The organism is Micromonospora marina (assembly GCF_900091565.1).
GTDB classification, from domain to species: domain Bacteria; phylum Actinomycetota; class Actinomycetes; order Mycobacteriales; family Micromonosporaceae; genus Micromonospora; species Micromonospora marina.
This window is the reverse complement of sequence record NZ_FMCV01000026.1, coordinates 44,954-68,000: the sequence shown is the minus strand read 5'-3', so window position 1 is coordinate 68,000 and position 23,047 is coordinate 44,954. Positions and strand designations below refer to the sequence as shown.

Below are 23,047 nucleotides of genomic sequence, written 5' to 3'. Positions count from 1 at the left end.
CCGTACCTTAGATGCCGCCGCCCGGGCCTGGCAGTGAGAGGTGGGTCATCGCGGTCGGCGCTCGGGGGCCTCGAAGCGATAGTCGTTGGGATTCACGTCAACCGGCTTCGGATCCTCCTGCCAGGCTCCCTCGCCGGGGCGGGCGAGGAGCGCGTCGAGCAGCTCCTCCCGGTCCATCTCGTGGGCCGCCTCGATGCCGCCGCGTACCGCCATCGCCCGTATCTCCTCGGTGTCCATCTCCCGCAACGGCCGCATGGTGTCCTCCCTCGCTGACGACGTCCGGCGTGGATACCCCGCTGGTGACGGCCGAACCTTGCGGGCACCCGCGCGTCGGCCCGCGCCGGTCGAGGGGTGAAGCGTCGTGGGCGGGCGACTACGCTTGCGGAGGTTCGTCCCGGACGGGACGGCGGCGAGGGGAGACGCGGCATGGCGTGGAGCTGGCGGTACGAGGGCGCGAACGGCGACGCGGTCGACGGACCCGCCGAGTCGTTCACGAGCCAGGCGGACGCCGAGTCGTGGATCGGCCAGACCTGGCGGGAGCTCGCGGCATCCGGCGTCACCTCCGTCGCGCTGGTCGAGGACGACCGGGTGGACTACCGGATGAGCCTGGAACCCCCGGCCGAATGACCGGCTACGACCGCCCCGGTGAGCCGCTGGTCCTCGGCGTGCCCCGGGCGGCGTTCCGGCCGAGCCCGATCTTCCTGGCCCTGGTGGCGCTCTTCGTCGCCTCCGGGGTGATGACCTGGAACCGGTACGGCAACGTCGGCTTCGACGTGTTCCTCTTCGTCGTCTCGGGCTGGCTGGTCTCGCTGTGCCTGCACGAGTACGCGCACGCCGTGGTCGCGTACCGGGCCGGTGACCGGGACATCGCGCACCGGGGCTACCTCACGCTCAACCCGCTGAAATACACCAGCCCGCTGCTGTCGATCGTGCTGCCGGTGGTCGTGGTGCTGCTCGGCGGCATCGGCCTGCCCGGTGGCGCGGTCTGGGTGGACCGGCACGCCATCCCCGGCCGGCTGCGGCACACGCTCGTCAGCCTGGCCGGGCCGGCCACGAACGTGCTGTTCACGCTGCTGCTGGTGGCGGCGGTGGCGTGGGGGCCGGAACTGGGCGGGCCGCTGGAGTTCTGGGCCGGCATCGGGCTGCTCGCGTTCCTCCAGCTCACCGCGAGCGTGCTCAACCTGCTGCCGGTGCCGGGCCTGGACGGCGGCAACATGCTCCAGCCGTGGCTCAGTCCCGCCTACCGGCGGATGTACGACCTGTTCGCCCCGTACGGCTTCATCCTGCTGTTCGCGCTGCTGTGGAGCCCGCAGATCAACCGGGTGTTCTTCGGCGCGGTCTTCGCGGTCGGCGACGCGCTCGGCCTGCCGCGCGAGCTGTACCAGATCGGCTACGCCCTGATCCGCTTCTGGGAGAGCTGACCGGGTCGTTCCCGGGCCGGTGCGAGCCCGGCCCGGGAACGACGCGACGTCACGGGCGCTGAGCCGGGCTCTCGGTCTTCGCCGGGTCCCGCTCGGTGACCGGCTCGACGATCTCGTCGATCGCCTTGAGCAGGTCGGCGTCGAGCCGCACGCCCGCCGCCCTCACGTTGTCGTGCACCTGCTCCGGCCGGGACGCGCCGACGATCGCCGAGGAGACGTTCGGGTTCTGGAGCACCCAGGCCACGGCGAGCTGCGGCATGGTCAGCCCGGCCTGCTCAGCCAGCGGCTTGAGCCGCTGCACGCGGGTGAGCACGTCGTCGGTCATGAACCGGGCGATGAACCCGGCGCCGGACTTCTCGTCGGTGGCGCGGGAGCCGGCGGGCGGCGGCTGGCCGGGCAGGTACTTCCCGGACAGCACACCCTGGGCCATCGGCGACCAGACGATCTGGCCGACACCCAGTTCCTCGCTGGTGGGGATCACCTCGGTCTCGATGACCCGCCACAGCATCGAGTACTGCGGCTGGTTCGAGATCAGCGGGATGCGCAGCTCGCGGGCGAGCGCGTGCGCCTCGCGCAGCTGGGACGCCCTCCACTCGGAGACACCGATGTAGTGCGCCTTGCCGGAGCGTACGACGTCGGCGAAAGCCTCCATCGTCTCCTCCAGCGGCGTGCTGTAGTCGTAGCGGTGGGCCTGGTAGAGGTCCACGTGGTCGGTCTGGAGGCGGCGCAGCGAGCCGTCGATCGACTCCATGATGTGCTTGCGGGACAGGCCCCGGTCGTTGCGGCCCGGACCGGTCGGCCAGTAGACCTTGGTGAAGATCTCCAGCCCTTCGCGGCGCTCGCCCTTGAGCGCCCGGCCGAGCACCGACTCGGCGCGGGTGCCCGCGTACACGTCGGCGGTGTCGAACGTGGTGATGCCGCTGTCGAGGGCGGCGCGGACGCACGCGACCGCCGCGTCCTCCTCGACCTGCGAGCCGTGGGTGATCCAGTTGCCGTACGAGATCTCGCTGACCATCAGGCCGGAGCGGCCAAGGTGACGGAATTCCATGCTCCCGACCCTAGACCCGCCCGGTCCCGGCCGCCGTCCGGCGCTCACGCCCCCAGCAGCGCGTCGCGCATCCGGGCGGCGAGCCACCGCCGGAAACTCTCCTCCGTCCACCCGCACCGCTGCACCAGCGCCGCGTAGTGCGCCGGGTCGTTGTAGAACCACAGCGCGTCGACCGCGCGTCCGGTGCCCGCGTCCGGCCGGAGCGGGCCGTCCAGGCTGAGCAGCCGGTCGACCACCATGTCGGCGCCCGCGCGGCGGTTGCGCAGCAGCGTCTCCCACAGTTCGGCCACCTCGGGCGCCTCGTCCGCGGCGCGGCGCACCGTCTCGAAGACGCCGGCCGCGCGGTGGCCGATCAGCGTGCAGACCCCGGCGTACGCGTCGAGCGCCGCGCCCTGGTCGGCCGCCTCCCAGACCGGCTGGAACCAGGGGCGGCGCGCCACCGGCACCGGCTCGTCGTCACCGGCGAGCGCCTCGTCGAGCACCTGGCGCAGCAGGGCGGCCTTGGAGCCGAACACGGCGAACACGGTGGGCCGGGCGACGCCCGCCTCGGCGGCCACGTCGGCCAGCGACGTCGCCGCGTAGCCGCGCGTGACGAACAGGTCGGTCGCCGCCCGCACCACCGCCTGCCGGGTACGCCGGGCGCTCTCCTCGCGCACCGCCGAGCGGTAGGGGCGCGTCGCCTTGCCGTCCTTGACTCCAGCCATGACCTCGCGATACTAACAATGCATTCACTAGACTGCTGGCTATCGAATGTTCTCGCATTCACTGAAATTGGAGGCTGCTCATGTCCGTCCGCCCCTACCTGCTCGGCCCCGAAGACGGCGAGGCGTACTGGTTCCTCGGCAACCTCTGCACGCTGAAGGCCGGCGGCCGGCACACCCGGGACCGCCTCACCGTCGCCGAGTTCGTGAACCCGCCCGGCTTCGCCCCGCCACTGCACCGCCACCAGGTCGAGGACGAGATGTTCTACCTGCTGTCCGGCACCGCCCGGTTCCACTGCGACGGCGAGACGCTCGCCGCCGGCCCCGGTGACTTCGTCCTGCTGCCGGTGGGCCTGCCGCACACCTTCGTGGTCGGCCCGGACGAGCCGTTGCGCGCGCTCCAGATCACCACCCCGGCCGGGTTCGAGCGATTCGCCGCGGAAGCAGGCGTACCCGCGCTGCACCGCCGGCTGCCCGACCCGGAGCCGATCGACCCGGCCGCCCTCGGACACGCCGCCGCCCGCAACGGCATCGAGCTGCTCGGCCCCCCGCCGACGGCGGGAGCGGCCGGCCCGGGCGCCGGTCGCTGACGGACCGGGGCGCCGCCGCTGCGGGTGGCGTGCCGGACGCTGGTCAGAGCACCGGGCTGGCGTCGGCGAGCAGCCGGTCGATCTCCGCGACCACCGCCGTGCGCCCGGGGTGTACCGGGTCGATGAGCGGCTCGCCGCGCCGGTCCAGCGCGCCCCACCGGCCCGACTCGGTGGCGACCAGGAACGCCACCGGGTGCACCACCACCGTCGGGTACGCCGGTGTCACCACCACCCGGCCGGCCCGGTCCACCACGCCCCGGCGGCCGGCCAGCTCGACCACCGCCAGTCCGTCCGCGGTGAACCCGTCGACCTCCCGGCCGTCGACCAGCGACGTGCCGAGACGGTGGTAGCGGGTCGGCACCACCACCTCGCCGGTCAGGTCCACCGCGCCCCAGCCGCCGTTCTGCCGTACCGCCGCCAGGCCGTTGCGGAACGGCCGCGCCTCCTCGTACCCGGGCGGGATCTTCACGATGTTCATCCGGTCGACGGCCATCCACCGGCCCTTGCCGTCCATCGACACCCAGGACAGCCCATCCGAGAAGGGCACCACCGACCGGTAGCCGTTGTTCGCCTCGATCAGCGCCGTGCCGGACGTGTCGATCAGCGCCCACCGGGACGCCTCCGGCCGCCGTACCCAGGCCAGCCCCTCGTGGAACGGCTGCGCCTCCGCGTACCGGTGTGCGATCACCATCTCGCCGTCGGCGTTCGCATACCCCCAGAGCTGCTGCTCCTCGTCGAACGTCGCCACCGGCAGGCGCGGGGTGCCGAGCACCTCCTCGGGCCGGCGCGGCGGCGGACCGAAACCGTCCGCGGCGGCCCGCTCCGCGACCGCGTCCAGCGCCACCTCGACCCGGGCGCCGAGCTGCGGGTCCTCGCCGTGACGCAGGTCCAGCGCCCGCTCGAAGTGCAGGCACGCCTCGGTCAGCCGCCCCTGGTCGTAGCAGCACCGCCCGGCGTGCTCGTGCAGCAACGCGCGCAGCCGGTCCGGCAGCTCCGGCGAGTTCGCCTCGGCGAAGAGCCGGTCCGCCTCCGCGTGGTCCCCCCGCCACCGCAGCGCCTCGGCGAGGCGCGCGCGGGCCAGCGCGGTCCGCCGGAACTCGCCGGTGGCCTCCGCGTACGTGACGGCCAGCCGCGCGTCGGCGAGCGCGTCGTCCAGGTCACCGAGGATCCGGGACGCCACCGACCGCAGGCTGAGCAGCCGGGCCCGGCTCCGGTTGTCGAGCGTGGTGTCCAGTTTGCCGGTGAGCCCGTCCCGGATCATCCGCAACCGGGCCGGGTCGGGGGCCTGCTCGCGCAGCGTACGCGGATCCAGTTCCCAGCCGACCGCGGCGAGGGCCTGCTCCGGTTCCACCGGGGACGGCGGTTCGGCCTCCGCCGCCGGGCCCGCGTCGTCGCCGGTTGCGGCGTCGGGGGTACGCGGTTCCCGCGCCTCGTCGGCGTCGGCCGCGCCGCCGTCGTGGGTCGGCGCCTGTTTCTGTTGCGCGGGCGGGGCGTGTTCGTGGTCGTCGGCGCGCTCTGGCCCGTCGCCGACGGCGTCGCTGTGGCCGGTGTCGGCGAGTGGCTGTTCGGCCGGGCCGGTGCCCGCGGTGCCGGCCGGGGCGCCGCCGTGCTCGGCGGGCGCGATGCCGGGGGCGGCGATCTCCTCAGCGGTGGGCGAAGGCCGCGCGGGCGCGGCGTCGGCCGCCGTGCCGACCTGCTGAGGAGCGGGCGGGGCGGACCCGGTGCGGTCGGCGGTGGTCTCTGGTGCCGTGTGGTCGGTGGCCGTCTCAGGTGTCGGACGGTCGGTGGTGGTCTCTGGTGCCGTGGGATCGGCGGTGGCCTGCGTTGCCGGGTGGTTGGCGGTGGTTTGCGGTGCCGTCTCGTCGGCGGTGGCCTGCGGTGCCGCGCCGTCCTGACGTCTGTCGGCGGTGCCGGGCGAAGCGGCGGCCGGGAGCGGCGGGTCAGCGTCGCCCGGTGGGATGGTGGGGAACGGCGTAGCTATCGGGGACGGTGCAGAGTCGGGCAGGGGCGCGGCCGGGTCGGCGGTGGACGCTGGTACCGGACCGGCGCTCGGCCCCGGCGCGGGAGCACCTGCCGCTGTTGCTGCGGCATCGAGTCCCGCCGTCTCCGTCACGCCCGCCGTCTCCGTCACGCCCGGCGCCTCCGTCACGGCTTCCGGAGCAGCCGCCACCACGGCGGGGCGTTCGATCGAGTCGTGGTCGGACAGAGATCTTGGTACGAAACGGCCCCCAGAGGGGCCGGAATCGCGGAAGATCTCCGGCGGCTCCGGTGCTTCTGCGGGCCGGGCGGGCTGGGCCGGCTGGAACCACGCCTTCGCGCCGGGGGAGGGCGGGCCGGTCTTCCTTCCCGAGCGGCCGTTCTCCGACGGCTCGTCGCTGCGGTGCGGGGACGCTTCGGCTCCGAGACCGTCGGAGGGCGCGTCGGGTTCGGGGCGATCTGTGCCTTGGGTGGGCCGGGTGCGCGCGTCGGCTCCGGGGCGATCCGTGCCCTGCGCGGGCTGGGCGGGCACGTCGGCTTCGGACCGGCCGGCGTCCGTGTCCGGCGTGGACCGGGTGAACGCCCGGGGTGACGCGTCGACGTCGCGACGGCTGGCATCCGGGCCCGGCACGGGTCGGGTGCCGGTGGCCGGCACGGCTGGAGCCGGGCCCTGCGGCTCCTCCGTCCGTCCCCGCGACGGCGTGGGGCGGGTGGGCTCCCCGCTTCGCTGCGCCCCTCCGGTGCCGATCGGAGTCTGCGTACCGTCGCTGGGCCGGCCGGCGACCGGCGTGGCCGGACCGGAGACAGGCGCGTCGGCGCCCGGCATGCCCGCGGCGGGCGCCCCGGAGACGGGCCTGCTGGATTCCGGTACGCCCGAGACGGGTGCGCTGGTCGCCGGGCTCGCGGAAGCGGGCACGCCGGACCGGGAATCCGCAGTCGTGCCGGCCGTCGGGCCCGCGGGCACGACGGAAGTGGGCCCCGCATGCGTGCCGGCCATCGGGCCCGCGGGCGCGCGGAACGTCTGACCGGAAGGCACATCGAACGGGGCCGGTGCCGGCATCCGCTGCTGCTCGTCCGCATCGGCAGGCGGCACGGGCCGTAGCGGGGTGTCGCCGGTCGACGGCGAACCGTCGCCGGGGTGCACGGGCGGGCGGGTTGCAGCGGGCGGATCCGGCGCCGCCGGGACGGGACGGGGACGGGCGTCGGCGGGCGGGTGTCCGGCCGACACGGCCGGGGGTGCGGCCCGGCCGTCGGTTCCACGGACCGGACGAGCGTCGGGCCATTGCCCGGGCCGCGCCGTCGTCGGTGCGTCCGGCGGTGTCCGGCGCTCGTCCGGCCGAGTCGTCCCGGGCTCGTTCGGGCGTGCGGCCGTCTGGTCCGGGGACGCCGTCCAGGACCCGTCCGGGCGTGGGGCCGTCTGGGCCGGGGACGCCGACGGGCGCTCGTCGGGCCGTACCGGCCACTGCTGATCCGGACGGGCGGCGACCCCGTCCGACCGGCGACGGTCCTGCTCCGGCTGCGCGCCACCGGCCTCCGCACGTGACGGGGCGGTGTCCGGGCGCGCCGGGGCGGGGGACGGCCGGGAGGCGTGCGGCTGAGAATGACCGGTGCCGCCGGGCTGGGTGCCAGGGCGGGCAGGCCGGGCGTCGCGTGGGTCCGGACGAGGAGAACCGTCCTGTTCGGGGCGGCGCGCGTCGGGGCGTGGGGCGTCGGCGGGTGGCATCGGGTGCCGGGACGGTACCGGCCGATCCACGGTCGGGCGGTGCCGCTCGTCCGGCCGGTGCGCGTCGGGCTCCGGCCGGGGGTGTGGCTCGACGATCGGCCACTCGCCCTGGTGCGGGCGGGACCGGTCGGCCGGCGGGCGCTGCCAACGCTGGTCGGCGCCCGGCCGTGTCGGGGCGGTGGCTGGCGGGTCAGCCGGACGGTGTCCCTGCGGGACGTGGCGGTCGGGTTGCGCGGGCCGCCCGTTCTCCGGCACCCGGCGCCGGGTGTCCGGATACGCGGCAGCCTCGCGGCCCGGCGCGCGGTCGTCCCACCGGCCACCCGCCGGTTCTCGCCGGTCCGCGGGGGGACGCGGGCCGGGCTCCCGCCAGCCGTCACGGCCGGGTTCACGCCGTTCGTCGCGACCCGGCCCGCTCCAGCCGGGTTCCCGCCGGCCCGGCTCGCTCCAGCCGGCCGCGCTCCGCTCCGGCTGTGGCACCGCATCGTCGCGCCGGTCGAGGCCGGGACCACGCCGACCACGGTCGGGATCGTTCGGTGACGGCTCCGCGAACGGGCGGTGGCGCCCGTCGGGCCGGGGTTCGCGGCGCCCGCCCGGGAAGTGGTCCTGGTGACCGTCGGGCGAGTCCCATCGTTCGCCGGAAGCCGCCGGACGACCGTCGGCCGGGGCGCGCCTGCCGTCCGCCGGGCGATCGGTCCAGCGCGGGGCGGGGTGCGGGGTCTCGTTCGGCTCCGCCATCCAGCCGGGCTGGACGGCCCGGCGCGGGGGTCCGTCGGGGCGTACCCAGCGTTGGTCGAGCCGCTCCGGCGGCGGACCGGGGCGGTGGGGCTCCCGGCCGTCCGCGCCGGGGCCGTCCGAACGTCCGCGCCGCTCGCCCGGTCCCGGCGGGCGCTGTCCGCCGGGACCGGCGGAACCGACCGGGTACGCCCAGCGCGAGGCGGCCGGCCCGTCTGTGTGCCCGCCGCGTGGTCCTGCCGGTCCGTCCGGATGCGCGCCCCGTAGCCCGGCCGGGCCGGTCGGGTGTACGCCGGGCGGGACCGCCGGGCTGGTCGGGTACGCGCCGGGCGGGACCGCCGGGCTGGTCGGGTACGCGCCGCGTGGACCGGCCGGGCTGACCGGGTGGGCGTCACGTGGACCGGCCGGACTCACCGGCCGCCCGCTCTCGTCCCGCGAGGGCCAGGCACCGGCGGGGCTCACCGGGTGCGCGTCCTCGCCGGGCGCGGGGCTGACCGGGCGTACCTCGGCGCGGCCGACCACGGCGCGCGGGCGCGGCGTCAGGTTCTCGATGCCGATGTCGCCGGGGTAGCGCTGCCCGGGGAACTGCGGCTGCCATTCGTGGGTGGGCTCGGCGGCCCAGGCCGGTTCGGCCGGCTCGCGCCAGCTGCCCCAGCCACTCATCGGCAACCCCTCCCGCCGCTCGCGTGGCACGGCCCCGGGGCCGGCTCGCGTCGCTCGCTCACGGCGGTGTCACCTCATCGGAAAATCTCGCGCTGGGGCGCCGGACATGCCGGTACAGTCGCCCGGTCCAGCACGTCGTGGCTGCGGAAGGAGGGTAACGGCGTGGGCTCGGTCACCGCCACTGTGGCACCGCCCACCGGCGCACACGTTACCCCATGGTTTCGGACATTCGGCGCGATCGCGGCGGCCGGGTTCCGGCGGCACGCGACCTACCGCCAGGCCGCCGTGGCGGGGCTGTGCACAAACACCGTGTTCGGCTTCCTACGCTGCTACGTCTTCCTCGCGGCGACCGGCGCGGCGGGCACCGTGGCCGGGTACGACAGGGCCCAGCTCGCCACGTTCGTCTGGGCCGGGCAGGGGCTGCTGGCGGTCATCGCCATCTGGGGCTGGACCGATCTGGCCGACCGGATCCGCACCGGCGAGGTGGCCGCCGACCTGCTGCGGCCGGTGCACCCGGTGACCAGCTATCTCGCCACCGACCTGGGCCGGGCCGGGTTCGCGTCGCTGGCCCGGCTGGTGCCGCCGCTGGTGGTCGGCCCGTTCTTCTTCGCGGTGTACCTGCCCCGGCACTGGGCCACGGTGCCGCTGTTCCTGCTCTCCGCGCTGCTCGCGGTGGTGGTCTGCTTCGGTTGCCGCTACCTGGTCAACGCCACCGCGTACTGGTTGCAGGACGTCCGGGGCCCGATGATCCTGTGGACGCTCGGCTCGGGCGTGCTGGCCGGGCTCTACTTCCCGCTGGGCTTCCTGCCCGGCCCGCTGGAGGCGGTCCTGCGGTACGCCACGCCGTTCCCCAGCATCCTCCAGGTGCCGCTGGACGTGCTCGTCGAGCGGGAGCCGATGTCCACCGGTCTCACCCTGATCGGTGTGCAGGCCGGCTGGGCGGTGCTGCTGCTGGCCCTGTGCCGGCTGGTCCAGCGCCGCGCCGAGCGCCGCCTGGTGGTCCAGGGTGGCTGAGCGCGGCAGCGCGCCCGGGGTGGCTGAGCGCGGCAGCGCGCCCGGGGTGGCTGATCTGGCTGGGTTGCGCGCGTACCGGGCGCTGCTCGGCGCGCAGGCGCGCTCGCAGGCGGCGTACCGCACGTCGTTCGTGGTGGACCTGGTCGGCAACGTGGGCGCCACCGTGTTCGACGTGGTGACCGTCCTGGTGATCTTCGGTGTGACGCGGGAGCTGGGCGGCTTCACGCTGCGCGAGACGCTCGTCGTGGTCGGCCTGTCGTCGTGCGGCTTCGCCACCGCCGACCTGCTGGTCGGCAACATCGAACGGCTTCCCCGGTACGTGCGCACCGGCCTCTTCGACGCCGTGCTGGTGCGCCCGCTCGGGGCGCTGCCGCAACTGCTGCTGATGGACCTGCCGCTGCGCAAGCTGTCCCGGGCCGTGTTCGGGCTCGCAGTGCTGCTGTTCGCGCTCGTCTCGGCCGACATCGACTGGACACCGGGGCGGGTCGCGCTGGCGGTGGCCGCCCCGCCGGCCGCCGCGGTCTTCTTCGGCTCGGTCTTCGTCATGACCGCCACCGTGTCGTTCTACTGGGTCGACTCGGGCGAGCTGGCAAACGCGGTGACCTACGGCGGTCGCGACTTCACCTCGTACCCGATCACCGTCTACGGCGGCTGGTTCCGCGCGCTGTTCGCGTACGGGATGGGGTTCGCCTTCGTCAGTTACCACCCGGCGCTGGCGCTGCTGGGCCGCGCCGACCCGCTCGGCCTGCCGTCCTGGGCGGGCTGGGCCGCGCCGGGCGTCGCCGTGGTCGCGGCGGCGCTGGCCGCCCTGGCCTGGCGCGTCGGCGTCCGTCACTACCGGAGTACGGGGTCATGAGCGTCATCGAGATGGACGGGCTGCGCAAGGAGTTCACGGTCCGGGTGAAGGCCGGGCCGCTGCGGCGCGAGAAGCGGACGGTGACCGCCGTCGACGGGGTCGACCTGCGGGTGGAGCGCGGCGAGATGCTCGGCTGCATCGGCCCGAACGGCGCCGGGAAGTCGACCACGCTGAAGATGCTCACCGGCGTGCTGACCCCGTCGGCGGGGCGGGCCCGGGTGTGCGGGCTGCGGCCGGTGGCCGACCGGACGCGGCTGGCGCTGCGCATCGGGGTGGTGTTCGGGCAGCGCTCGCAGCTCTGGTGGGACCTGCCGCTGCGGGACTCGTTCGACCTGCTCCGGCACGTCTACCGGGTGCGCGCCGGCGAGCACGCGGCCCGGCTGGCCCGCTGCCGGGACCTGCTCGACCTGGACGCGTTCCTGGACACCCCGGTCCGGCAGCTCTCGCTGGGTCAGCGGATGCGCGGCGAGCTGACCGCGGCGCTGCTGCACGGCCCGGAGGTGCTGTTCCTGGACGAGCCGACGATCGGCCTGGACGTGGTCAGCAAGCAGGCGGTACGCGGTTTCCTGGCCGAGCTGGGCCGGGCCGGGGACACCACGCTCGTGCTCACCACGCACGACCTGGCCGACATCGAGCGGCTGTGCCGGCGGCTCGTGGTGATCGACCACGGGCGGGTGGTGCACGACGGGTCGATCGCCGAGTTGCACCGCCGGTACGGCTCGCGCCGGATGGTGGTCGCCGAGCTGGACGCGGCGCTACCCGAACCGCCGGTGCTGCCCGGCGCGCCGGTGCAGCGGGTGGAGGCGGACGGGCGGCGGCTGGTCTTCGCGCTGGAGCGGGCGAGCGTCGCCGAGGTGGTGGCCGGGCTGGCCGGACTGACCACGCTGCGGGACATCTCGATCGTCGAGCCGGACATCGAGGAGGTGGTGGCCCGGCTCTACCGGGCCCCGGCCGCGCTCATGGATGCTCCATGACGAGTACGGCGAAGGTGCCGGGGGCCAGCGCCTCGTACCGGTGCGGGATGTCGCCCGGGAAGGTGGCGTAGTCGCCCGGCTCCAGCACGACCGGGTCGGTCCCGCATCCGCCCGGCGGCGACCACGACGTGCTCGACACTGCGCGGGGTGTGCGCCTCGGCGAGCCGTACCGCGCCGGGTTCCGGCCGCCCTGGGGCTCGACGCCGCGTTCCCGGCCGGGCTGGCCGCCCTGCTGCTGCCGAGCCTGCGCGACCGGGAGGCCAGCCGGGTGGCGCTCCTCGGCGCCGGTCTCGCCGTGCTGGCGACCCCGCTGCTGCCGGTGCTGCTCGCGCTCGCCGCGCTGCCCCTGCCGCTGCTGGCCGTCGCGGTACGTCCGCCGTGCCGGGCGGCGGTCCGGTCTCCCCGCCGGACGTCACCGGCCCACCGGGGCGGAAGGGGCCGATCCGGGGCCGGTCCGGTCAGACCTGGTCGCCGATGTTCACCCGCGGCGCTGGTGCGCGCATCCGGCGGAACGTGATCGACCGCATGATCGCGTAGAAGTAGAGCGAGCCGAGTTTCTCGGTGCTCTTCGGGAAGCGCTCGCGGACCAGCCGCTTGATCTTCCGGGAGATCAGGATCGAGTCGATCAGCACGCCGAGGGCCAGCGCACCCCAGAGCACGTTCGACAGCAGCCGCACGATCGGCGGCATGGCCTGGTTGGAGCCGAACAGCACGATCAGCGCGCCGCCGAAGAACCAGGTGCCGATCGTCCGCCGGGAGTCGACCACGTTGCGGGCCAGCAGCCGCTCCGGGCCCCGGTCACGCGGGCCGCCCTCGCGGCGGAACTCGGCGGCGGCCTCGGCGCGGGCGGCACGGCGCTGCGCGCGGGCCTCCTCCTTGGTCAGCGGCTTGGCCGGCCCGGTCGGTCGGCGACCGGCGACCGGGCGCTTCGGCGTGACCTGCCCGAGCTCCTTCTTGCTGGGCGTGTAGCCCCGGGGGCGGGCGGCGGCGGACTCCTCGTCGGTCGCCACAGTGGTGACGGACTCCTCGACGAGGTCGGCGGACTTGCGGCGAAACAGCGACGGCACGCGGCAAGGGTAGCCAACCGGCCGCGCCCGGTGCACATCACGGGTGCACCGGGCACGGCCGATCGAGGACGCGGGACGGTCAGGGGCGCTCGACGTGCGCGCCGAGGTCGGCCAGCTTGGCCTCGAAGTCCTCGTAACCGCGGTTGATCAGGTCCACGCCGTACACTCGGGAGGTGCCCTCGGCGGCCAGCGCCGCGATCAGGTGGCTGAACCCGGCCCGCAGGTCCGGGATGACCAGGTCGGCCGCGTGCAGCTTGCTCGGCCCGGCGATCACCGCGGAGTGCTTGAAGTTGCGCCGGCCGAAGCGGCACGGGGTGCCGCCGAGGCAGTCCCGGTAGACCTGGATGTTGGCGCCCATCGTGTTCAGCGCCTCGGTGTAGCCGAGCCGCTGCTCGTAGACCGTCTCGTGGACGATCGACAGGCCCCGGGCCTGGGTGAGCGCGACCACCAGCGGCTGCTGCCAGTCGGTCATGAAACCGGGGTGCACGTCGGTCTCCAGCGCCACCGCGTTCAGTTCGCCGCCCGGGTGCCAGAACCGGATGCCGCCCTCCTGGCCCGGGCTGCCGCCGCGCGGCGGGCGCAGGTCGGTGACCTCGTACTCGCCGCCGACCGACCGGAAGATGTTCAGGAAGGTCATCATGTCGGCCTGCTGGGCGCCCAGCACCTCGACGTGACCGCGGGTCGCCAGCGCCGCCGCCGCCCAGCTCGCCGCCTCGATCCGGTCCGGGATCGGCCGGTGGGTGTAGCCGTGCAGCCGCTTGACGCCCTGGATCTCGATCACCCGGTCGGTGTGCACCTTGATGATCGCGCCCATCTTCTGGAGCACGCAGATGAGGTCGATGATCTCCGGTTCGACGGCCGCGTTGCGCAGCTCGGTGACGCCCTCGGCCATCACCGCGGTGAGCAGCACCTGCTCGGTGGCGCCCACGCTCGGGTACGGCAGCGCGAACTTCGTGCCGTGCAGCCCGTTCGGGGCGGACAGGTGCAGGCCCTCCGGGGTCTTCTCGACGGTGGCGCCGAACTCGCGCAGCGCCTGGAGGTGGAAGTCGATCGGGCGCGGGCCGATGTGGCAGCCGCCCAGGTCGGGGATGAAGGCGTGGCCGAGCCGGTGCAGCAGCGGGCCGCAGAAGAGGATCGGGATCCGGCTGGACCCGGCGTGCACGTTGATCTGGTCGGTGCTGGCGCTCTCGACATTCGTGGGGTCGAAGACGAGCTCGCCCTCCTCGTCGCCGTCGCTGACCTTGACGCCGTGCAGGCCGAGCAGACCGCGGACCACCTCGACGTCACGGATGCGCGGCACGTCGAACAGCCGGCTCGGTGTGTCGCCCAGCAGGGCGGCCACCATCGCCTTGGACACCAGGTTCTTCGCGCCGCGCACGCGGATCCGCCCTTCAAGCGGAGTGCCTCCGTGTACGACCAGGACGTCGTCGGTCAACGCAACCTCCAGCGCGTTGGGTGCTGCCGTGTCTAGTGATGGGCGCACGAAGTTCATCGCTACCCGGAACGCGGTCATGGGAAAACGGGCCGCGTGTGTCGTCGCCCCGGCAGCATAGCCCTCCGTGACGGGAATGGAATCGGTCACATCACCAGCGAGGGCACGAACCGGGGTGTCCGGTGCGTTTCCGTGCCAGCAAGGTCACCGACGGTGATCAGGCTCCCGGAAGGGCGAGCATCTGGTCCAGCGCCGACCGGGCGTGTCGGGCGGTCTCCGGGTCGACGGTGATCTGGTTGACCACGCGCCCGGCGACCAGCTCCTCCAGCGCCCACACCAGGTGCGGCAGGTCGATCCGGTTCATCGTCGAGCAGTAGCAGACCGCCCGGTCGAGGAACATGATCTGCTTGTCCGGGTGGGCCAGCGCGAGCCGGCGTACCAGGTTCAGCTCGGTGCCCACCGCCCACGCCGAGCCGGCCGGGGCCGCCTCGATCGTCCTGATGATGAACTCGGTCGAGCCGACCAGGTCGGCGGCGTTCACCACCTCGTGGCGGCACTCCGGGTGCACGAGCACGTTCACGCCCGGCACCCGCTCGCGTACGTCGTTGACGCTGTCGAGCGTGAAGCGGCCGTGCACCGAGCAGTGACCGCGCCACAGGATCATCTTCGCGTCGCGCAGCTGCTCCGGTGTCAGCCCGCCGCCCGGCTTGTGCGGGTCGTAGAGCACGCAGTCGTCGAGCGAGAAGCCCATCTCCAGCACCGCGGTGTTGCGGCCGAGGTGCTGATCGGGCAGGAACAGCACCTTGCGGCCCTGCTCGAAGGCCCAGTCCAGGGCCCGCTTGGCGTTCGACGAGGTGCACACCACGCCGCCGTTGCGGCCGACGAAACCCTTGATGTCGGCCGACGAGTTCATGTACGTCACCGGCACGGTCTCCGCCGCGATGCCCAGGTCGGTGAGCGTGTCCCACGCGGTCTCGACCTGCGTCAGCACCGCCATGTCAGCCATCGAGCAGCCGGCGGCCAGGTCGGGCAGGATCACCTTCTGCGCGTCCGAGGTGAGGATGTCCGCGCTCTCGGCCATGAAGTGCACGCCGCAGAAGACGATGTACTCCGCGTCCGGGCGGGCGGCCGCCTCCCGGGCCAGCTTGAACGAGTCGCCGGTCACGTCGGCGAACTGGATCACCTCGTCGCGCTGGTAGTGGTGGCCCAGGACGAACACCTTCGTGCCGAGCGCCGCCTTCGCGGCGGCGGCGCGGGCCACCAGATCGGGGTCGCTCGGCGCGGGAAGATCACCCGGACACTCCACGCCACGCTCGGTGGCGGTGTCGCTGCCGCGGCCGAGAAGCAGCAGCGCCGTGGCGGTGTTGGACGGCTCAACCCAGGTCGAAGTCACGACCCCATGGTCCCACAGCGTGCCCGCGCCGCAGCCGCCTCGGATGTGGCCTGCCACACTGCTGCGCATGCGCGTGCTGCTCTGTCCGGACAAGTTCGCCGGCACGCTGTCGGCCCCCGACGTGGCCGCCGCGGTGGCCGACGGCTGGCATGACGTCGCCCCCGGCGACGACCTGCTGGTCCGGCCACTCGCCGACGGCGGGCCCGGGTTCGTCGACGTGCTCGCCGGAGCGCTCGGCGGGCGCCGGGTGCCGGTGCCCACCGTCGACCCGCTGGGCCGCCCGGCCGCCGGTGAGATCCTGCTCACCGACGACGGCACGGCGTACCTGGAGAGCGCGCAGGCGTGCGGACTGCACCTGCTCACCGCCGCCGAACGCGACCCGAAGGCCACCACCTCGTACGGGGTGGGGCTGCTCGCCGCCGCCGCGGTCGAGGCGGGCGCGCGGACGGTGGTGGTGGGGCTGGGCGGCTCGGCCACCAACGACGGCGGCGCCGGGATGCTCGTACCGCTGGGTGTCACGCCGCTGGACGGCGCCGGCCGGGCCCTGCCGTACGGCGGCGCGGCGCTCGCCGGGGTGGCCGCGCTCGACGGAGAGCCCCGGCTGCGCGGCGCGACGCTCGTCGCCGCCACCGACGTGGACAACCCGCTGCTGGGGCTGCACGGCGCGAGCAGTGTCTTCGGCCCGCAGAAGGGCGCCGACCGGGCCGACGTGCTGCTGCTGGACGCCGCGCTGACCCGCTGGGCGGAGGTGCTGACGCAGCGGCTGCCGGGCTGCCCGGCCGGGCTGGGCGCGCTGCCCGGCGGCGGCGCCGCCGGCGGCCTCGGCGCGGCGGTGCTGGCGCTCGGCGGCCGGTGCGAGTCCGGCATCGGCCTGGTCACCCGCGCGGTGGGCCTGGACGCCGCGCTCGACGCCGCCGACCTGGTGGTCACCGGTGAGGGTTCGTTCGACCACCAGTCGCTGCGCGGCAAGGTGGTCGCCGGTGTGGCCGGGGCGGCCCGGGACCGGGGCGTGCCCTGCGTGGTGCTGGCGGGACGGGTGAGCACCGGGCGGCGGGAGGCGGCGGCGGCCGGCGTCACCGAGGCGCACAGCCTCGTGGAGCACTTCGGCGGCGAGGAACGCGGGGGAGTGGACGCGGCGATGACCCGCCCGGCCGAAGGTCTTCGCGCGCTCGGCGCCCGCCTGGCGCGGCAGTGGAGCCGCTGACCGGTTCCGCTGGTCACGCCGCCGGGTGGTGACGCCGGAGGCGGCGTACGATCGACAGACGGACCACACCGGGAATCACTGGCGGACGTACCGCGTTGGCCAGGACGTCCGGACCTCATACCGCGCAGGGAGACTTCCACGTGACCACGCCAGCGCAGACCGAGTCGACCGAGGCCAAGGCCCCCAGCACCGTCGTCCTCACCGACGTCGCGGCGCAGAAGGTCAAGGCCCTGATCGAGCAGGAGGGCCGTGACGACCTGCGGCTCCGGGTCGCCGTGCAGCCGGGTGGCTGCTCCGGCCTGCGGTACCAGCTGTTCTTCGACGAGCGCTCGCTCGACGGTGACGTCGTCACCGACTTCGACGGTGTCGAGGTCGTCGTCGACCGGATGAGCGCCCCCTACCTGGCCGGCGCCACCATCGACTTCGCCGACCGGATCGACGCCCAGGGCTTCACCATCGACAACCCGAACGCGGGCAACTCCTGCGCCTGCGGCGACTCCTTCAGCTGAGTCGGCAGACCGGCCGGAAGCGGCGGGCCGTCCCCGGGTGGGGCGGCCCGCCGCTTCGTCGTACCCCGGGTGTGTGACGTCCGGATGTGCGCCGGCCGACCGGTTGGTGACCGACCGCCGTCCACCCGGCCCGGGGGCCGGTAGGCTGACCGCGCCGTGCTCCCGACCCCGAGGGTTGACATGAAGATCGCCGTGACCGGCTCGATCGCGACCGACCACCTGATGAGCTTCCCCGGCCGATTCGCCGACCAGCTCATCGCCGACCAGCTCGACAAGGTCTCGCTGTCCTTCCTCGTCGACGAACTGGTGCTCCGGCGCGGCGGCACCGCGGCGAACATCGCCTTCGGCATGGCCCAGCTCGGGCTGCGCCCGGTGCTGCTCGGCGCGGTCGGCGCCGACTTCGCCGACTACCGCTCCTGGCTGGAACGCCACGGCGTCGACTGCGACTCGGTGCACGTCAGCGAGGTCGCGCACACGGCACGCTTCGTCTGCACCACCGACACCGACATGTGCCAGATCGCCTCCTTCTACGCCGGGGCGATGAGCGAGGCCCGCAACATCGAGCTGGCCCCGGTGGCGCAGCGCCTCGGCGGCCTGGACCTGGTGCTGGTCAGCGCCAACGACCCGGCCGCGATGATCAGGCACTCCGGCGAGTGCCGGGACCGCGGCTACTCCTTCGTCGCCGACCCGTCGCAGCAGCTCGCCCGGATGGACGGCGACGACGTGCTCGGCCTCATCGACGGCGCCGACTACCTGATGACCAACGAGTACGAGAAGTCCCTGCTGCAGAGCAAGGCCGGCCTCACCGACGAGCAGCTGCTGGACCGGGTCAGGGTGCGGGTCACCACGCTCGGCAAGCAGGGCGTGGAGATCGCCGGCCGGGAGATCGGCACGATCCGGGTGCCGATCGCGCGGGAGATCCAGGCGGTCGACCCGACCGGTGTCGGCGACGGCTTCCGGGCCGGTTTCTTCGCCGCGCTCGACTGGGGCGTCGGCCTGGAGCGGGCGGCCCAGGTCGGCTGCCTGCTCGCCACGCTCGTGCTGGAGAACTTCGGCGGCCAGGAGTACGAGGTCCGCCGCGACCTGTTCGTGAAGCGACTCGCCGAGTCGTACGGTGACGTGGCCGCCGAGGACGTCCGGCCGCACCTGCTGTGACCGGCCCGGCGGTGCCGGCCGGAGGGGTGGACCCGGGTGCCCGCCCCGGCTCCGGCGGCCCGGTGCTCGTCGCGTTCGCCGGGCTGCCGGGCGTGGGCAAGACCACGCTCGCCGCCCGGGTCGGCGCCGCCCTGCGCGCCCCGGTCCTGCCGGTCGACCCGGTCGAGCGGGCCCTGCACCGCTACGGCCTCACCGGCGACGTACCCGGCATGGCCGCCTACGGCGCGGTCGCCGGGCTGGCCGAGGTGCAGCTCGGCCTCGGGCTCAGCGTGGTGGTCGACGCGGTGAACCCGGTCGCCAGCGCCCGGGGTCTCTGGCACGACGTGGCCGAGCGGGCGGGCGTGCCGCTGCGGGTGATCGAGGTGCACTGCGGCGACGAGGAGGAGCACCGCCGCCGGGTCGAGGCCCGCCCGCCCGAGGAGCACGGCACCTGGGAGCAGACGCTGCGCCGCCGGGCCGAGTACGAGCCGCTGATCGGCCCGCGCCTGGTGGTAGACACCGCCGTGGTGGCCGACCCGCTGCCCGGCATCCTCGCCTACCTGCGCTGACGCGCCGGGCGTTAACAAGGGGCCCTTCCTCTACCCGAGGCGTTAAGAGGGGGCCCTTCCTTACACCCGGACGTCGTAGGCGGGGCCCGGGCGCTCGGCGAGGAACTCGTGGCCGCGCATCCGGCACCACGCCGGGATGTCCACCGCCGCGGCCGGGTCGTCCGCGAGCACCCGCACCACCGCGCCGGGCGGCAGGCCGGGCACCAGCCGGGCGAGATTGATCACCGGCAGCGGGCACCGCTGCCCCCGGCAGTCCAGCACCTCGTCCGGCTCACTCACAGGTCCGTCTCCGTTCGCGACTGCGGGGCTCGCAGGAGCGGCTCACTCCTCGCGCTCACAGGTCCGTCACCCCCGCTTCCGCCCGCAGGTCCGCCACGATCCCGGGCAGCTCGGCCAGGAACCGCTCCACGTCCGCCTCGGTGGTCTCCCGGTGCAGCGACACCCGCACGTTGCCGTGCGACAGCACCCCCATCGCCTCCAGCACGTGTGACGGGCGCAACGTCGACGACGTGCACGACGAGCCGGAGGACACCGCGAACCCGCGCCGGTCCAGCGCGTGCAGCAACGCCTCGCCGTCGACGTACAGGCAGGAGAACGTCACCAGGTGCGGCAACCGGTCCACCGGGTCGCCGACCACCTCCACGTCCGGCACCTCGGCCGCCACCCGCGCCCGGATCCGGTCCACCAGCGGACCCAGCCGGGCCGCCTCCGCCGCCGCGTCGGCCGCCGCCGCGCGCAGGCTCGCCGCCGCCGCGACCACCGCCGGCAGGTTCACCACGCCCGGGGTACGCCCCGACTCCCGCTCGTCGGCCGGGTACGGCGACTCCCACCGGGTGCCCTTGCGGACCACGAGCAGCCCGACACCGGGCGGCCCGCCCCACTTGTGCGCACTGGCGGTCAGCACCGACCAGCCCGACGGCAGCGGCACCCGGCCCGCCAGCTGCGCCGCGTCCACGTACAGCGGCACTCCCGCCTCGGCGCACAGCTCCGCCGCCGCGGGCACCGGCTGCACCGTGCCCACCTCGTGACTGGCCCCGATCAGGGCGGCGAGGGCAACGCCGGGCGCGGCCACCGCCGCCGCCCAGACGTCCAGGTCCAGCCGGCCCGACCGGTCCACGGGTACGGACACCGCCGCGCCGCCGCCGGCCGTGTGCCGCTGGGCGGCGTGCAGCACCGCCGAGTGCTCGATCGCCGAGTGCACGAGCGTCGCCCCGGCCCGGCGCCGCCCGGCCAGGCCACCGAGGACGGCGGCGTGTGCTGCCGCCGTACCGCTGGGGGTGAAGGACACCTCGTCGGCGCGGACGCCGAGCGTCTGCGCGGCGGCCTCCCGCGCGGCGTCGAGGAGCCGGCGGGCCCGGCGGGCCGGCGCGTACAGCCGGGCCGGGTCCGCCCAGCCGTCGTCCAGGGCGGCCAGCAGCGCCTGCCGCGCGACCGGATGCAGCGGTGCCGCGCTGGCGGCGTCCAGGTAGACCGGGGAGACGCTCATGAGGCTCCACGCTATCGCCCGGTTACGCCCAAGATCCCCCCGATGGGGGTGGACAGCGACCCCAAGACGGCCTGGCCGGTCATGGTCGAGTAATCTGCGACCGTCGGTGACGCCTTTGCCGTCGGTGTCAGGGAGAACAACCGCCGCGGCGCGCTAGGGAGGCAGGACCAGGTGGTCGCAAGGAGTTCGGAGGTACGGCGCTCGGCCGTACGGCACAGCGCTTCCCCGGGGGCCGGTGGGCGCCGGCGGCGTGGTGCTGGTCGAATCGCCGGGCTCGGTCTCGGCGCGGCGGCGCTGCTGGTCTCACTCACCGGCTGTGACGTCGGTAAGACGTTCGGCGGCTTCGGCTGGCCGCAGGGCGGCATCACGCCCGAGTCGCACCGCATGTACGACCTGTGGATCGCGTCCTGCATCGCGGCGCTCGCCGTCGGCGTGTTCGTGTGGGGCCTGATCTTCTGGTGCGTGGTCCGCTATCGCAAGCGCGGCAACGAGCTGCCGGTGCAGACCCGCTACAACCTGCCGATGGAGTTCCTCTACACCATCGCGCCGATCCTCGTGGTCTCCGTCCTCTTCTACTACACCGCTGTCGTGCAGACCGACGTGGTGAAGGAGTCGAGGAACCCGGACGTCACCGTCGAGGTCGTGGCGTTCAAGTGGAACTGGCAGTTCAACTACCGCGACGGTCAGGGCCGTGACGCCAACACCGTCGCCTCGGTGCTCGGCACCAGCGAGGTCATCCCGGTGCTGGTGCTGCCCAGCGGCCGCTCGATCCGGTTCGAGGAGACCAGCCGCGACGTCATCCACTCGTTCTGGGTGCCGGAGCTGCTGTTCAAGCGGGACGTCATGCCGGGCAACATCCGCAACACGTTCGAGGTCTCCAGCATCGACCAGGAGGGCGCGTTCGTCGGCCGCTGCGCCGAGCTGTGCGGCAGCTACCACGCCTTCATGAACTTCGAGCTGCGGGTCGTCTCGCCGGAGAGGTACGACCAGTTCCTGGCGGCCAAGAAGGCCGGCAAGTCGACCCAGGAGGCGCTCGGCGCCATCGGTGAGCCGGAGTACGCCACCGAGACCAAGCCGTTCGACACCCGGCGAGACGCGAACAACTTCAACCCGTCCGACGCGACGGCCGGCGCGGGAAGCTGAGGGGTTCGGCATGAAGACCGAGTGGAAGATCTTCACCATCATTTCGGTGTTCCTGTTCGGCGCCACGATGCTCTACGGGCTGTGGACCTGGGGCGAGAGCGGCGCGGTCGAGTGGATCGGCACCGTGGCGCTGATGCTCTCCGGCCTGCTCACCTCGATGTGCGGCGGCTTCTTCTGGTTCGTCTCCCGCCGGATCGATCTGCGCCCCGAGGACCGGCCGGACGGCGAGATCGCCGACGGTGCCGGTGAGGTCGGCTTCTTCAGCCCGGGCAGCTACTGGCCGTTCGGTCTGGCGCTGGCCGCCGCGATCGCCGGCCTCGGCCTGGTGTTCTGGCAGTTCTGGCTGCTGGGACTGGGCCTGGTGGCGGTCGTCTTCGCGACCTGCGGGCTGCTGTTCGAGTACTACTCGGGCACCCGCCGTACCGCCGAGCACTGACCCGAAGCGCCGCCGCAGGCCCGCGCCCCGCATCAGGGGCCGCGGGCCTGCGGCGTTCCACCCCCTAGGCGCTCTCCCGCCCTGGGCCTCGCCCCGTCGATCATGAAGTTGACGGCACCAGCGGTCCTATTCGTCCCCGGCAACCTCATGATCACCCCCCGGGCGGGGTCGGTCGGCGTTCCATACGACAATTCCATTCGCCGAGAGCCGTCGTTCCGCTTGGCTTGTCGCGTCGGCCTGGCGCCCGGCGCGCACGGGCCTCGCGCCCCGCCCGACCCTGTTGATCAAGGAGTTTGGGGCGATTTCGCGCACCGTCAGAGACGCAAACCCCTTGATCGCCGCCTCGGATGGCAGAGCCCTCACCACCCCCCGATCACCAGGCGGTGATCAAGGAGTTTGTGTCCCTCGCGGTGGTCCAGGCGGACAGAAACTCCTTGATCACGCGCGTCGGACGGTTGGGCCGGCGGGGCGGGGGCGGGGCGGGGGCGGGGCGGGGGCGGTGCACGCAAGGGGCGCGGCGTGGAAGGGCGCGGCGTGGATCGGGCGCGGTACAGGAAAGGCGTAGCGCGGGATTGGCCCGGCGTGGACGGGCCCGGCGTGGACGGGCGTGGCGGAGGAAGGGCGTCGCCGGGGGAGGGAGCAGAGTCAGACCGGGCCGGGTGACCCCACCGCTACATCCTCACTGTCAGGCGGCCCGGGCGTGGGAGGGCCGGCGAGGTGCGCGGCGGCTCGCCAGGCGGGTCTCGCGGAAGGCGAACGTGGCGATCACCACGGCCGCGCCGCAACCGGTGCAGATCAGCTCCGGGCAGTCGGCGCCGTGCCCGTCGCCGCACGGCGGCGCCTCGAACGGCACGACGCCCGCGCAGGTGTCGCAGTGCAGCTCGCGGTCAGACACGGGTGGCTCCTCTCGCTCCCGGGCACCGGCCGGTGCGGTGAGACGCGGCCGGCGGACCAAAGGTCCGGCCAGGTAAGCGG

Annotated in this window: 22 protein-coding genes and 1 pseudogene; 12 read left to right on the top strand and 11 right to left on the bottom strand. The window is 74.2% G+C overall.

Features of this window, described 5'->3' with window-relative positions; all coding sequences use genetic code 11:
* Positions 1-45 precede the first annotated feature (45 nt).
* A complete protein-coding gene (locus GA0070215_RS24370; protein ID WP_018785377.1) occupies positions 46-255 on the bottom strand; it encodes a hypothetical protein in 210 nt (69 codons plus the stop codon).
* Positions 256-426: 171 nt separating this feature from the next.
* Here GA0070215_RS24370 and GA0070215_RS24365 point away from each other — a divergent pair, with 171 nt between their 5' ends.
* Positions 427-627, top strand: coding sequence for a hypothetical protein (locus tag GA0070215_RS24365; protein WP_018785376.1), 201 nt, complete (start codon positions 427-429; stop codon positions 625-627).
* A complete protein-coding gene (locus GA0070215_RS24360) occupies positions 624-1,421 on the top strand; it encodes a site-2 protease family protein (RefSeq protein WP_018785375.1) in 798 nt (265 codons plus the stop codon). Before GA0070215_RS24365 ends, GA0070215_RS24360 begins: the two co-directional genes overlap by 4 nt.
* 49 nt (positions 1,422-1,470) lie before the next feature.
* Here the strand turns inward: GA0070215_RS24360 and GA0070215_RS24355 are convergent, their stop codons facing one another.
* Positions 1,471-2,469 carry an aldo/keto reductase family protein gene (locus GA0070215_RS24355; protein WP_091050238.1) on the bottom strand — a complete coding sequence of 333 codons (999 nt, stop codon included), beginning with the start codon at positions 2,467-2,469 and terminating at the stop codon, positions 1,471-1,473.
* Between the two features lie 44 nt (positions 2,470-2,513).
* Positions 2,514-3,173 (bottom strand): TetR/AcrR family transcriptional regulator, encoded by a 660-nt coding sequence (locus GA0070215_RS24350; protein WP_018785373.1) that lies wholly within the window; start codon positions 3,171-3,173, stop codon positions 2,514-2,516.
* Positions 3,174-3,253: 80 nt separating this feature from the next.
* Here GA0070215_RS24350 and GA0070215_RS24345 point away from each other — a divergent pair, with 80 nt between their 5' ends.
* The gene (locus GA0070215_RS24345; protein WP_091050236.1) at positions 3,254-3,760 is read left to right on the top strand and encodes a cupin domain-containing protein; all 507 of its coding nucleotides are present in this window, start codon (positions 3,254-3,256) and stop codon (positions 3,758-3,760) included.
* Between the two features lie 43 nt (positions 3,761-3,803).
* Here the strand turns inward: GA0070215_RS24345 and GA0070215_RS24340 are convergent, their stop codons facing one another.
* Positions 3,804-5,891, bottom strand: coding sequence for a WG repeat-containing protein (locus tag GA0070215_RS24340; protein WP_244167129.1), 2,088 nt, complete (start codon positions 5,889-5,891; stop codon positions 3,804-3,806).
* Between the two features lie 3,126 nt (positions 5,892-9,017).
* Between GA0070215_RS24340 and GA0070215_RS24335 the strand changes: the two genes are divergently transcribed.
* The 3 genes from GA0070215_RS24335 to GA0070215_RS24325 are packed head-to-tail and all read left to right on the top strand — an operon-like array spanning position 9,018 to position 11,699.
* Positions 9,018-9,869, top strand: coding sequence for an ABC transporter permease (locus tag GA0070215_RS24335; RefSeq protein WP_018785367.1), 852 nt, complete (start codon positions 9,018-9,020; stop codon positions 9,867-9,869).
* 55 nt (positions 9,870-9,924) lie between these two features.
* Complete coding sequence (locus tag GA0070215_RS24330; RefSeq protein ID WP_091050294.1) at positions 9,925-10,725, top strand: ABC transporter permease; 801 nt, start codon at positions 9,925-9,927, stop codon at positions 10,723-10,725.
* Positions 10,722-11,699 carry an ABC transporter ATP-binding protein gene (locus GA0070215_RS24325; protein ID WP_091050232.1) on the top strand — a complete coding sequence of 326 codons (978 nt, stop codon included), beginning with the start codon at positions 10,722-10,724 and terminating at the stop codon, positions 11,697-11,699. The genes GA0070215_RS24330 and GA0070215_RS24325 overlap by 4 nt, the downstream gene beginning before the upstream one ends.
* On the opposite strand, the pseudogene GA0070215_RS24320 reads toward GA0070215_RS24325, so the two are convergent.
* From GA0070215_RS24320 to nadA, 4 genes and pseudogenes are all read right to left on the bottom strand, one after another.
* Positions 11,683-11,881, bottom strand: a pseudogene (locus tag GA0070215_RS24320) (cupin domain-containing protein); the annotation flags it as partial. The gene GA0070215_RS24325 and the pseudogene GA0070215_RS24320 overlap by 17 nt on opposite strands.
* Before the next feature lie 276 nt (positions 11,882-12,157).
* A complete protein-coding gene (locus GA0070215_RS24310) occupies positions 12,158-12,766 on the bottom strand; it encodes a DUF3043 domain-containing protein (protein ID WP_018785362.1) in 609 nt (202 codons plus the stop codon).
* A gap of 79 nt (positions 12,767-12,845) precedes the next feature.
* A complete protein-coding gene (gene murA / locus GA0070215_RS24305) occupies positions 12,846-14,201 on the bottom strand; it encodes a UDP-N-acetylglucosamine 1-carboxyvinyltransferase (protein ID WP_036345331.1) in 1,356 nt (451 codons plus the stop codon).
* Positions 14,202-14,415: 214 nt separating this feature from the next.
* Complete coding sequence (gene nadA, locus GA0070215_RS24300; RefSeq protein ID WP_091050230.1) at positions 14,416-15,591, bottom strand: quinolinate synthase NadA; 1,176 nt, start codon at positions 15,589-15,591, stop codon at positions 14,416-14,418.
* A 43-nt stretch (positions 15,592-15,634) separates the two neighbouring features.
* Here nadA and GA0070215_RS24295 point away from each other — a divergent pair, with 43 nt between their 5' ends.
* The 4 genes from GA0070215_RS24295 to GA0070215_RS24280 all read left to right on the top strand — a co-directional run bounded on the left by GA0070215_RS24295 (position 15,635) and on the right by GA0070215_RS24280 (position 19,007).
* A complete protein-coding gene (locus GA0070215_RS24295; RefSeq protein ID WP_091050227.1) occupies positions 15,635-16,795 on the top strand; it encodes a glycerate kinase family protein in 1,161 nt (386 codons plus the stop codon).
* Between the two features lie 140 nt (positions 16,796-16,935).
* A complete protein-coding gene (gene erpA / locus GA0070215_RS24290) occupies positions 16,936-17,304 on the top strand; it encodes an iron-sulfur cluster insertion protein ErpA (RefSeq protein ID WP_013287705.1) in 369 nt (122 codons plus the stop codon).
* A 180-nt stretch (positions 17,305-17,484) separates the two neighbouring features.
* Positions 17,485-18,459: a carbohydrate kinase family protein gene (locus GA0070215_RS24285; RefSeq protein ID WP_018785358.1), complete on the top strand. Its 975-nt coding sequence runs from the start codon at positions 17,485-17,487 to the stop codon at positions 18,457-18,459.
* Positions 18,456-19,007 (top strand): P-loop nucleotide/nucleoside kinase family protein, encoded by a 552-nt coding sequence (locus GA0070215_RS24280; protein ID WP_091050224.1) that lies wholly within the window; start codon positions 18,456-18,458, stop codon positions 19,005-19,007. The genes GA0070215_RS24285 and GA0070215_RS24280 overlap by 4 nt, the downstream gene beginning before the upstream one ends.
* A 60-nt stretch (positions 19,008-19,067) precedes the next feature.
* On the opposite strand, the gene GA0070215_RS24275 is transcribed toward GA0070215_RS24280, so the two are convergent.
* Complete coding sequence (locus GA0070215_RS24275) at positions 19,068-19,286, bottom strand: sulfurtransferase TusA family protein (RefSeq protein ID WP_018785356.1); 219 nt, start codon at positions 19,284-19,286, stop codon at positions 19,068-19,070.
* A 55-nt stretch (positions 19,287-19,341) separates the two neighbouring features.
* On the bottom strand, positions 19,342-20,493 hold the full coding sequence (locus GA0070215_RS24270) for a cysteine desulfurase family protein (protein ID WP_018785355.1): 1,152 nt from the start codon (positions 20,491-20,493) through the stop codon (positions 19,342-19,344).
* A 171-nt stretch (positions 20,494-20,664) separates the two neighbouring features.
* Between GA0070215_RS24270 and ctaC the strand changes: the two genes are divergently transcribed.
* Positions 20,665-21,636, top strand: a complete 972-nt coding sequence (ctaC, locus tag GA0070215_RS24265; RefSeq protein ID WP_018785354.1) for an aa3-type cytochrome oxidase subunit II — start codon at positions 20,665-20,667, stop codon at positions 21,634-21,636.
* 10 nt (positions 21,637-21,646) lie between these two features.
* A complete protein-coding gene (locus tag GA0070215_RS24260; RefSeq protein WP_018785353.1) occupies positions 21,647-22,072 on the top strand; it encodes a cytochrome c oxidase subunit 4 in 426 nt (141 codons plus the stop codon).
* A 685-nt stretch (positions 22,073-22,757) separates the two neighbouring features.
* On the opposite strand, the gene GA0070215_RS24255 is transcribed toward GA0070215_RS24260, so the two are convergent.
* Entirely contained in the window at positions 22,758-22,967 is a 210-nt protein-coding gene (locus GA0070215_RS24255; protein WP_018785352.1) for a hypothetical protein, read from the bottom strand.
* Positions 22,968-23,047 lie beyond the last annotated feature (80 nt).